At 39.3% G+C, this 10,934-nt stretch carries 9 protein-coding genes; 1 reads left to right on the top strand and 8 read right to left on the bottom strand.

All coding sequences use genetic code 11. From position 1 onward, the window contains the following. Positions 1–108 precede the first annotated feature (108 nt). The 4 genes from ACFSY7_RS14775 to ACFSY7_RS14760 all read right to left on the bottom strand — a co-directional run bounded on the left by ACFSY7_RS14775 (position 109) and on the right by ACFSY7_RS14760 (position 4,551). Positions 109–1,164 carry a hypothetical protein gene (locus tag ACFSY7_RS14775; RefSeq protein WP_380148345.1) on the bottom strand — a complete coding sequence of 352 codons (1,056 nt, stop codon included), beginning with the start codon at positions 1,162–1,164 and terminating at the stop codon, positions 109–111. A gap of 295 nt (positions 1,165–1,459) precedes the next feature. Continuing rightward, positions 1,460–2,821: a 23S rRNA (uracil(1939)-C(5))-methyltransferase RlmD gene (rlmD, locus tag ACFSY7_RS14770; RefSeq protein WP_380148344.1), complete on the bottom strand. Its 1,362-nt coding sequence runs from the start codon at positions 2,819–2,821 to the stop codon at positions 1,460–1,462. Positions 2,822–2,911: 90 nt separating this feature from the next. After that, on the bottom strand, positions 2,912–3,838 hold the full coding sequence (locus tag ACFSY7_RS14765; protein ID WP_126989148.1) for a diacylglycerol kinase: 927 nt from the start codon (positions 3,836–3,838) through the stop codon (positions 2,912–2,914). A 155-nt stretch (positions 3,839–3,993) separates the two neighbouring features. After that, a complete protein-coding gene (locus ACFSY7_RS14760; protein ID WP_126989147.1) occupies positions 3,994–4,551 on the bottom strand; it encodes a thioredoxin family protein in 558 nt (185 codons plus the stop codon). Between the two features lie 113 nt (positions 4,552–4,664). On the opposite strand from ACFSY7_RS14760, the gene ACFSY7_RS14755 reads away from it, so the two are divergent. Next, positions 4,665–5,819 (top strand): MFS transporter, encoded by a 1,155-nt coding sequence (locus tag ACFSY7_RS14755; RefSeq protein ID WP_255512514.1) that lies wholly within the window; start codon positions 4,665–4,667, stop codon positions 5,817–5,819. A 443-nt stretch (positions 5,820–6,262) separates the two neighbouring features. Here ACFSY7_RS14755 and gatB read toward each other — a convergent pair whose 3' ends face one another. The 4 genes from gatB to ACFSY7_RS14735 form a co-directional block, all read right to left on the bottom strand. Then, the gene (gene gatB / locus ACFSY7_RS14750; protein ID WP_126989145.1) at positions 6,263–7,699 is read right to left on the bottom strand and encodes an Asp-tRNA(Asn)/Glu-tRNA(Gln) amidotransferase subunit GatB; all 1,437 of its coding nucleotides are present in this window, start codon (positions 7,697–7,699) and stop codon (positions 6,263–6,265) included. Between the two features lie 2 nt (positions 7,700–7,701). Then, positions 7,702–9,162: an Asp-tRNA(Asn)/Glu-tRNA(Gln) amidotransferase subunit GatA gene (gene gatA / locus ACFSY7_RS14745; RefSeq protein ID WP_126989144.1), complete on the bottom strand. Its 1,461-nt coding sequence runs from the start codon at positions 9,160–9,162 to the stop codon at positions 7,702–7,704. Between the two features lie 20 nt (positions 9,163–9,182). Next, on the bottom strand, positions 9,183–9,476 hold the full coding sequence (gatC, locus tag ACFSY7_RS14740; protein ID WP_029500785.1) for an Asp-tRNA(Asn)/Glu-tRNA(Gln) amidotransferase subunit GatC: 294 nt from the start codon (positions 9,474–9,476) through the stop codon (positions 9,183–9,185). Positions 9,477–9,778: 302 nt separating this feature from the next. Further along, positions 9,779–10,927: a CamS family sex pheromone protein gene (locus ACFSY7_RS14735; protein ID WP_380148343.1), complete on the bottom strand. Its 1,149-nt coding sequence runs from the start codon at positions 10,925–10,927 to the stop codon at positions 9,779–9,781. Positions 10,928–10,934: the final 7 nt, after the last annotated feature.

Raw genomic sequence — 10,934 nt, 5'->3', positions numbered from 1 at the left:
TCTCTGTATATTATGCGCGTCAATGCCAGTTGACACTCAAGCATCATACAGGAGGGCTTTTTTGTTTTCAAGTCTCTGAAAATCCTTCTAACAGGAATGCTCCTAAAACTAATCTAATTCTAAAGTTTTTTCGATAAGCTCTGTTGCATATAAACTTATGACCTTGCTATTTATTTCTACATCTATATCTTCAAAATTATTTTCATTTTCACTTTGAATATTTAAAACTCCAATTTGTCCTGGTAAGCATACAGATAAAATAGATTTATAATATAAATTTTCTTCTTGAAACGAATAAATGTTACTTTCTCCTTTTTCAATACAATCCCAAACTTTTGCACCTTTACCGCGCGATTTGATCCAACTTGTACCAAAAGTATCTTTTGCAGGAAATCTAGAGAAAGCTGTAAGGATTTCAGTCTGTTGCTGGTTATCTGTATGAGTGGGAATGTCTTTTACTACTCTTAAATATAACTTAGCTGTATATCCTTTACCTCCAAATAAAATTTGAGCGACATCACATATTTCATGTGTGATTTTATTTAGGCTTATTTTTTCTTCATTCGTTAAATATATATCTTCGTATTTAAAAACTAGGCTCGTTGCTCTCACTTCATGAGCCCTATAATTCTTTTGTGCACATTTCATAATTATTCGTTGAACTTCTTCGTCCATCGCATCAAAATCTTTCACCCTAGAAGATATTTGGTTAATCCTATTTTCATCATCCTCATTAAATCTTTTATTAGTTGTTAGATTTAACAATGCTAATTGACTCGCTAATTTTTCGGACATAGAGACTAGCTTTATAAGCTTCAAATCTTTTAATGCTTTTTCATATTCATCCGGGAAATTTTTATATAGATAATTAATTAGTATCACTATGATTGCATAGGCTATCCAAATAGAAAGTTCCACCCCCTTATTATTTATTTCATCAACGAAAATTGTTAATATAGCTGGAACTATTCCAAGCAACGTTTGTGCAAGGAAAAGTATATTTTTCACCTTCAAATATTTTTCTGAATTTCTAAACCAATTTCTACGAAGTTCTTCCCACTTATAAAAACTCCCTTTTTCAAATTCTTTTTCTAAATCTTCTTGAGCTGCTATCTTATGTAGAATCCTATCAAGCTCATCTTTTATAGAGTTATTAGATGTCATTTTTACCTCCAATTTATTAGTAGTTAAATAATATATAACGAAAATTTATAATCCATCCTTTTTATTCCATTTCACTATAACATGTATTATCAACACATGATTCAACTTTATGTTGTATATAAAACAAATTGCCACATTATTTTCTTAAATAAAACTGAAACTTCATAATCTATTTTTATCTTAAAATGCTATATTTCGTAAAATTGAAACATCGAAATTGAAAATAATAAAAGCAGATGATTCAAAGGCACATTTTCGCACTTCTAAACCATCTGCTTTTTGATTTCTTTTTATCTTAAACCAATTCCAACCAAGCTACTGCTTCACAGTGTGCTGTGTGTGGGAACATATCAACTGGCTGTACTTCTTGTGTTTTGTAGCCACCGTCTTCTAGTACGCGTAGGTCACGTGCAAGTGTTGCAGGGTTACATGATACGTAGACGATGCGTTTTGGACGCTCGCTTAAAATCGTTTCAAGTAAGGCATTGTCGCAGCCTTTACGTGGTGGATCGACCATTAGGACGTCCGCTTCCTTGCCTTCTTTAAACCAGCGTGGGATGACTTCCTCTGCTGGGCCAGCTTCAAAATACGTGTTCGTAAAGCCGTTTAATGCGGCATTACGTTTCGCATCCTCAATGGCTTGTGGTACGATTTCTACACCCATTACATGCTTCGCTTGTTTCGCTAGGAATAATGAAATTGTCCCGATACCACAGTAAGCATCGATTACTGTTTCTTCGCCTGTTAGCGCCGCATAATCAAGTGCTTGCTTGTATAATACTTCCGTTTGGATTGGGTTCACTTGATAGAATGAACGCGCTGAAATTTCAAAGCGTACATCGCCAATATGGTCCTCAATCGTTGTGTCACCCCATAGGCAAATGGTGTCGTCACCGAAAATGACATTCGTATTATTCGGATTGACGTTTTGCATAATTGATTTCACATTTGGAACTAATTTACGGATGGCCTCAACGACAACATCCTTTTGTGGGAATTTACGTTTTTTCGTTACAAGTACAACCATTACTTCATTTGTAGCACGCGCTTTACGTACGACAACATGGCGCAGCTGCCCTTGCTTTGTTTCTTCGTTATATGGTGTTAGCCCAAGTGCCCAAAGCTGTGGTTTTAAGCCTTCTAAAATCGCATCTGCCTCATCTGTTTGGATTAAGCAGCGATTCGTATCGACAATCGCATGTGATTTCGTACGGTAAAAGCCTGCAACCGGCACATCTCCATTCATACCAAATGGAATTTGTGCTTTATTGCGGTAGTTCCACGGCTCTGACATCCCTTTCGTTGGATGGACAGGCACGTCGATTTTAGCGATACGCTGCATGACATCACGGACCATTTTGCGCTTCCACTCAAGCTGACCTTCGTAAGATAAATGCTGAAGCTGACAGCCGCCACACATGTTAAATACAGGACATGGTGGCTCTACGCGATTTGGCGATGGCTCCGTAATGTCTACTACTTTCGCAAAGCCATAGTTTTTAAGCGTCTTCATCACATGGACCTCGCATGTTTCATCCGGTAGCGCGCCTTGGATAAACAATGGATAGCCATCTACTTTCGCGACGCCCGCTCCGTCATGCGTTAAATCTTCTATATAAACAGTTAATCGATCATTCTTTTTCACTGGTGCAGTCATTCAATTCGTTCCTCCATTTCAATTTCTCTATTGTATCACGAATCCCAATGAAAAAGGAGGTATCCAAACTCAGTTGAATACCTCCTCTTTTTATTCTTCTATTTCAAGTACACGGTCTTGCTCACGAATTTCATCAATCGGTACGAATAGCTCAACATGACGTTTTAAGTTTCTAAATTCTGTCGGCGCATCGCCACCATATTCACCGTCTAAGTTGATTAACACACGAGCATCCGATGATACTTTTACATGGTCAGCTTTCGTATAAATCACATGCGGGTCTTTTAAATGCTCCCCGCGTACAGCAAGTGTCACAAGACGTACGAACTCGGCAATATTACATTTTTTCAAAATAAATACCGTAAACTGTCCATCATTGATGCTTGCGTCGGGTGCAAGTTTCTCAAAACCACCTACTGAATTGGATAAACCGATAAGGAACATCATCGCATCGTCGTCAAATACCTCGTCATTGTATTCAATGCGCATTTTTGTAGCCTTTACTGACGGCAACATTTCAATTCCTTTTAAGTAGTAGGCAAGCTGTCCAAGCATCGTTTTAAGCTTACTTGGCACTTCATATGTTAGTTCGGTAATGCGTCCACCAGCGGCAATATTAATAAAGTAACGGTCATTCGCCACACCGACATCGACTGGAATGGAATCGCCTTTAATAATAATATCGACAGCGGCATTAATATCGCGTGGAATATGCACAGCACGTGCAAAGTCATTTGTCGTGCCCATTGGAATAAGACCTAGTTTCGGGCGCTCCTCAAATTCACTAACGCCAGCAACCACTTCGTTTAATGTACCATCGCCACCAACCGCAATAATAATATCAAAGCCGCGCTCTACCGCATGTTTGGCGGCAACTGTCGCGTCTCCTGCACAAGTAGTGGCGTGACAAGATGTTTCATATCCTGCCACTTCAAGTTTTTGTAGAACTTCGGGCAAATGTTTTTTAAATAACTCTCGACCTGATGTTGGGTTATAAATGATGCGTGCTCTTTTCATAACTGTACCTTCCTGTTTCTAAAAATTCTGTCCAAAATCACGAAAACAGGCCCCCACTTCTTGCTACCTGCACAAAAAAGAGTCAGCCTGACCTTTTAACAATCTTTATCATTCTATACCTAAATGTTTTGTTTCTGCAAATCTACTACTTCACTTCACAATATATTCAATAAAGTCGTCCTTAAATCCTCATACACATACTGCCAAAACTGTTCATTCGATGCATACTCTTCACTTAGTGTCATAAATAATTCGCGCTGTTTCATCGAAAATTCATCATCTGTTTTTGGTGGTAAAAGTGCCCATTTCGCCATAACAAATGCCTGTAGCTCTGGTGCACGTGGCCCCCATTGTCCGATAACTTCTCCCGCTTCGTTTAAAAATAAATAAAGTGGAATCGACCGACTACCATTCGTCAAATACGCGTCCATTAATTCGATATACTGATCGCGCATCACACAGCGTACATCGAGCTCAGCAGCTTCTGCGATATTACGCAAGATGGCATTATTCATCATAGCATCGCCGCACCAATCTTCTGTGATGACTAAAATATGTATGTTTGCTCGTTTTACTGCTTCGATAAACTCAGGGTCTTCTGGTAAGTCAAATGCATTGTAGACGCGGTAACTATCGTTTTTAAGTGTTGCCATATTACTCATATACGTAGCCAAATCGACGCCCTGCTCAAAATAATGTTGTTCATTTAACATTGTGAACCCCCCTTTGTCATTTTTATTCATTATAACAAATTTCCACACGGCATATAAGCATGCTGTATACATGACCGTTTTTGTTCGGTACAATGATTTGTTGAAAGGGTATGGTGACCTGCTTGAAAAAAACAACAGTTCTTTTAAAAGGCTATAATTTTTTATTCTTCGGTATGCTGGCAATGTTTATTCCATTTTTACCGGTCTATTTACAATCTGCCGGCTTAAATACGAGCGAAATCGGTCTAATTATTGCGCTCGGCGGGATTGTGACTGTCATCGCACAACCATTATGGGGCATGATTAGCGATAAGCTCAAAACGGTTCGTAAAATCTTATTAATTCTTGTCGCGATGACAGCCGTTTTTGGCTACTTTTTATATCAGGTGGATAGCTTCCTATTGCTTGTACTCCTAGCAATGTTCGTCTATTTCTTCTTAATGCCACTTGATCCATTAACAGAATCATTAACGTTCACTACAACTGAGACGAATGGTATCAGTTATGGTTCCGTCCGGACATATGGTTCTCTAGGCTATGCGGTGTTATCACTGGTTATCGGTTATTTAACAGATTGGTTTGGCATGGGTGTAATTGGCTTATCATTTGTCGTCATCGGCATTATCTGCTTTGCCATCGTGTGGAATATTCCAGACGTCCCGGCATCGTCTGCACCTGTAACGCTAAGTAGCTTAAAACAAGTTTTAACAAACAAAGAAATGATTTTATTTTTAGTATTAATTTTTATTAGCTCGATTCCTGCACGAATGAACGATACGTTTTTAGGAATTCATATTACGACGCTTGGTGGCGCCAATAATCTAGTCGGCATCGCCTTCTTTATTTCTGGTGCAAGTGAGATTGTCGTCTTTGCGCTAAGCTATATGTGGCTCAAGCAAGGCAAGGAGCTGCAATTAATTACCGCAGCAATTTTCTTCTATGCCCTACGCTTTTTCCTAACGGGCTTTATTGATGACCCAAAAATGATTGTCATGCTACAAGTACTTCAAATGCTGACATTCCCTGTATACTATACTGCGGCGATTCAGTATTTATACCGTATTATGCCTCGTGAATGGCGTTCGACAGGACAAACCGTTCTCGCGCTCCTATTCTTCGGTGTATCCGGCATTATTTCCTCGTATATCGGAGGAATTATGTATAATGACTTCGGTGGTACAACATTTTATTATGTTATCGCGGTTATTTCATTTATTGCCGCAATCTACGGCACTGTGCTTGTCCTACGTAGTCGTAAAACTGCATAAACAGAATAGAAAAAAGCCCACAGTCTCAAATGAGATTGTGGGCTTTTTAGACGCATTTTGATGGTAAAATTCCGGCCATCGAGTACTAGAGAAATCATTGATTTCATGCCGTCATAAGGATAGATGGTCCTCTAACATGTCATCTATCTTTCAAAAACAAGTGTGCTGAACAAGTGTGTTCAACACTGCAAGGAAGTCAAGCTAACTTCGCCGTCGTCCTGACGGCAACGCTTGCCGACTACTCATCCTGAGTAGTCTATCCGGTTTCACACACTAGCACTTCGGGTCATTTCTTTCCTTCCGACGTGACAAAAAACGTCACTTGTCAGGAAATCAAAATGCCCTTCAGTGCTGAACAAGTGTGTTCAACACTTACAAGGAAGTCAAGCTAAGTTCGCTGTCGTCCTGACAGCAACGCTTGCCGACTACTCATCCCGAGTAGTCTATCGTTTTTGGATTTCTTCTAATAAGATTTTATTAACCATTTGTGGGTTGGCTTTACCGCGAGTAGCTTTCATAATTTGACCAACTAAGAAGCCAATCGCACGATCTTTACCGTTTTTGAAGTCGATGATAGATTGTTCGTTGTTATCAAGGATTTCCGTAATCATTGGTACAAGCGCGCCTGCATCAGAGATTTGAACTAACCCTTTTTCTTCAACGATTTTCTTCGCATCGCCACCGTTTTCGATTAATTCTTTAAATACTTTCTTCGCAATTTTAGAAGAAATCGTACCGTCAGAAATTAATTTAATCATGCTAGCAAGGCCAGCTGGTGTTAATGCCGTATCATGTAATTCTTTTTGTTCTGCATTTAGGTATGCACTTACTTCACCCATTAACCAGTTAGAAGCAAGTTTCGCATCTGCACCTTCAGAAACTGTGCCTTCAAAGAAGTCAGCCATTTCTTTAGAAAGTGTTAATACGCCGGCATCATAAGCTGGTAAGCCCATTTCTGCTACGTAGCGTGCTTGACGAGCATCTGGTAATTCAGGAATCATAGCGCGTTCTTGTTCTAACCATGCATCATCGATTACGATGTCTACTAAGTCAGGTTCTGGGAAGTAACGGTAATCGTCCGTACCTTCTTTGACACGCATAAGAATTGTTTTACCTGTTTTCTCATCGAAACGACGAGTTTCTTGCTTGATTTCGCCACCAGCGTTTAATACCGCTTCTTGACGTTGTGCTTCATACTCAATCCCTTTACGAACAAAGTTGAATGAGTTTAAGTTTTTAAGTTCTGTACGTGTACCGAATTCATCTTGACCGTAAGGACGGATTGAGATGTTGGCATCACAACGTAGAGAACCCTCTTCCATACGTACGTCTGAAACGCCTGTGTATTGGATGATTGCTTTTAGTTTTTCAAGGTATGCATACGCTTCTTCCGGTGTACGGATATCTGGCTCAGATACGATTTCAACTAAAGGCGTACCTTGACGGTTGTAATCGACTAATGATGAGTTTGCACCGTGCGTTAATTTACCAGCATCTTCTTCCATGTGGATACGTGTGATACCGATACGTTTTTTCTCACCGTTTACTTCGATTTCTAACCAGCCGTTTTCACCGATTGGTTTATCAAATTGTGAAATTTGGTAAGCTTTCGGATTATCAGGGTAGAAATAGTTTTTACGGTCGAATTTTGTATGTTGGTTGATGTCCATGTTAAGAGCTAGTGCTGCGCGCATTGCGTAGTTTACTACTTCTTTGTTTACAACCGGTAAAACACCTGGGTAACCTAAGTCGATTACAGATGTGTTTGTATTTGGTTCAGAGCCGAATTGGTTAGGAGATGGAGAGAAAATTTTAGATTTCGTTTTTAACTCAACGTGTACTTCTAAACCAACGACTGTTTCATAATTAGTTGATGCCATTGTTATTTTACCTCCCAAGTTTGAGGTTTTGCGTTGTGGAAGTCAGTAGCTTTCTCGAACGCATCTGCTACGCGGTAAATTGTGCCTTCTTCGAAGTATTTACCGATGATTTGTAAACCTACAGGCATGTTGTTATCGAAACCACAAGGGATTGAGATAGCAGGTACGCCAGCTAAGTTAATAGGAACAGTTAAGATATCGTTTGCATAGACAGTCATTGGATCGTCTAAGTTTTCGCCTAGTTTGAATGCAGTTGTTGGTGTTGTTGGTCCAACGATTACATCATACTCTTCGAATACTTTATCGAAATCTTGTTTGATTAATGTACGAACTTGTTGTGCTTTTTTGTAGTAAGCATCATACGTACCAGCTGATAATGAATACGTACCAAGCATGATACGACGTTTTACTTCATCACCAAAGCCTTGTGCACGCGTTTGTAGGTATAAATCTTCTAAGTTATCTGCTTCAGCACGGAAACCGTAACGGATACCGTCAAAACGAGAAAGGTTAGATGATGCTTCAGAAGAAGAAATGATATAGTAAGCAGCTAATGCATATTTAGAGTGTGGAAGTGACACAGTATCAACTGTTGCGCCAAGTTCTTTTAATTTTTCAATTGCAGCAAGAACTTGTGCTTTCACGCCTTCTGATACACCTTCTGCTAAGTATTCTTGAGGTACAGCAACTTTAAGACCTTTGATGTCACCAGTTAATTGGTCAACATAGCTTGGTACTTCTACGTTTGCTGAAGTTGAATCGTGCTCATCCACGCCAGCGATTGCTTCAAGTAATAAAGCGTTGTCGCGTACGTTGCGTGTGATTGGTCCGATTTGGTCTAATGAAGACGCGAACGCTACTAAACCGTAACGAGATACGCGGCCATATGTTGGTTTCATACCGACTACACCACAGAATGCTGCTGGTTGACGAATAGAACCACCTGTATCAGAACCTAATGTGAATGGTACTTCGCCAGCTGCTACTGCTGCTGCAGAACCACCTGAAGAACCACCAGGAGCACGGTCAAAGTCCCAAGGGTTATGAACTTTTTTGATTGCTGAGTTTTCGTTGGCAGAACCCATCGCAAATTCATCCATGTTTACTTTACCAACTGTAACCATGCCTGCTTCACGTAGTTTTTCCACAACTGTTGCGCTGTAGATTGGGTTGAAGCCTTCTAAGATTTTTGAAGCACATGTTGTTTCAATGCCTTCAGTTACGATATTATCTTTCACACCGATAGGCAAACCAAATAGTGGTCCACGTTCTTCAAATGGTACTTGATCTTTTTCTGCAGCTTCTTGTTCTGCAGCTTCTTTGTTTAAAGCTAAAAATGCGCCTACTTCGCCGTCTAAAGCGTCGATGCGTGCATATGCTTCTTTTGTTAAATCAGCGATTGTAATCTCTTTGTTTAAAAGAGCTTGTTGTAATTCAGCTGATGTTTTATCAAACAATGACATCATTGTGCCTCCTTGTAAAATTATTGAGCGATGATTGGTGGTACTTTAACTAAACCATCTTGTTGTTCTTTAACGTTTTTCATCATTAAATCGCGATCAAGACCTTTAGCAGGAATATCTTCGCGGAATACGTTGTGAACTGGTAGAACGTGCGTAGTTGGTACGACGTCTGTTGTATCTAATTCTTGTAATTCGTTCGCAAAGTCAGTGATTGCGCCTAATTGCGTCGCAAACTTTTCTGCCTCTTCGTCCGTAATCGCAAGACGAGCTAATTTCGCTACGTGTTTTACTTCCTCTACTGAAAGTTTTGCCATGTTGTACACCTCCAAATTCGATAACCATACCGATAATAATATCATTTCTATGATTGTTTAATCAAGACACTCTAATTCACTAAAGTGTCGGCCAATCCTTGTAAATAAAGGGTTTAAAGCTTTTTTATGCCAATTAGGCAGGAATGCACTTTAAACGACACTATCAAATTATACAATGAATTGTCTGAAAAAAATCATTCTTTTCAAAAACGATTGTTGCAGTTTAATGAAAAGTTGTCTAGTCATTTCAAAAAAAAAATAAGAATCACGCCTTCGCGCAATTCTCATTGTCATGTTACAAGCTAGTCATTGTAAATATGCACATATGGCTCAGCTTCGCCAGAATCTTTTACAACGAGCGCTTCTGGTTTATTGGACGATGTGATACTAATTTCTACTTGTAAATCTTTTTTAAATTGTGATGATACAGCGCTTGAAACATATTGTACGAAGCCAATCATTTCCCCTGTACCATTAAATTTAACTGGAATCTCAATTGATAAACGTTGGATTTTGCCATCTTTGAAGAAGCCACGACCAATTACATTGGTGTTGTTTGTAAAGTACGTATCAATGTCATCTTTAAATGTATTAAAGTTGTCATTTGTTTCGCTGTACTTGTCATCTGTGCTATCCGTTGGGAAACGCACATACTCCTCATCAACGGTTTCCCATTTTTGAAGAGAGGACGAACCTTCCCCAGCTGTGGCAGTTGCAAAATAAGTGCCTGGCACAATGTCTTTATGGCTCAATTGTTTATATAAACCAACTGTAATCGGCACATTCCCTAAGCCGTCCATACTACGTAGACGCTTCACCATTTTTTGTGCAATTTTTTTACCATTCTCTAAAAGGATTTCAGGTGGAATTGCTTTCTCATATGTCGCACCGTACGCTTCTTTTTGATAATAGTAAACGGAGTTCATAGCTAGACCAATTGAAATACCGCCTAGTTTCACTTTTTTGTCGCCAGTTTTTGTTAAATAATTTTGTTCGATTACATGTGCTACATAAATAGGAGCTTTTGTTGCGCTTTCTTCAGGATTCATTCCTTTATTACTTGGGTTTAAGCCTAATTTGTCTACATTGCTACGAGAAAGCCAGCTCTTCATTGTTTTTGCATCTAAATATTGGCCTTCTTGGAAGTAATATTTATCCGTCGGGAATTGGTTTAATGATAAACGCATTAAACCGGTTTCCGCTTCCTGAATATCGTAGCGAGAATAAATATTTGATACGATTAATCCACGTGACGCACTCTCTTTATATGGTAGTAGCGTACGGTAATATTGGTCATCAATTTGCATGCTCGGAATGATTGTTGATTCTGAACTTTTAGAAGTTGTTTCAGTCGTTGTTACTTCGGAGTTTTTGTTAAACGAAGGTAGACTACAACCTGCTAATAAGGCAGTCGCAACCATCGCCGGAATCCAGCGAAGATGTCGTTTCATAGTATGC

It is taken from the genome of Kurthia populi (genome assembly GCF_042686175.1).
Taxonomy (GTDB): Bacteria; Bacillota; Bacilli; order Bacillales_A; family Planococcaceae; genus Kurthia; species Kurthia populi.
Note: the sequence above shows the minus strand (reverse complement) of the source record. Positions and strands in the feature narration are given on the sequence as shown.

Bases quoted from the DNA above. Each gene is read 5' to 3' on its own strand.
- ACFSY7_RS14735 (WP_380148343.1), bottom strand. From the start codon at position 10,927: ATGAAACGACATCTTCGCTGGATTCCGGCGATGGTTGCGACTGCCTTA.
- ACFSY7_RS14760 (WP_126989147.1), bottom strand. From the start codon at position 4,551: ATGTTAAATGAACAACATTATTTTGAGCAGGGCGTCGATTTGGCTACG.
- gatA (WP_126989144.1), bottom strand. From the start codon at position 9,162: ATGTCATTGTTTGATAAAACATCAGCTGAATTACAACAAGCTCTTTTA.
- ACFSY7_RS14765 (WP_126989148.1), bottom strand. From the start codon at position 3,838: ATGAAAAGAGCACGCATCATTTATAACCCAACATCAGGTCGAGAGTTA.
- gatC (WP_029500785.1), bottom strand. From the start codon at position 9,476: ATGGCAAAACTTTCAGTAGAGGAAGTAAAACACGTAGCGAAATTAGCT.
- gatB (WP_126989145.1), bottom strand. From the start codon at position 7,699: ATGGCATCAACTAATTATGAAACAGTCGTTGGTTTAGAAGTACACGTT.
- ACFSY7_RS14775 (WP_380148345.1), bottom strand. From the start codon at position 1,164: ATGACATCTAATAACTCTATAAAAGATGAGCTTGATAGGATTCTACAT.
- rlmD (WP_380148344.1), bottom strand. From the start codon at position 2,821: ATGACTGCACCAGTGAAAAAGAATGATCGATTAACTGTTTATATAGAA.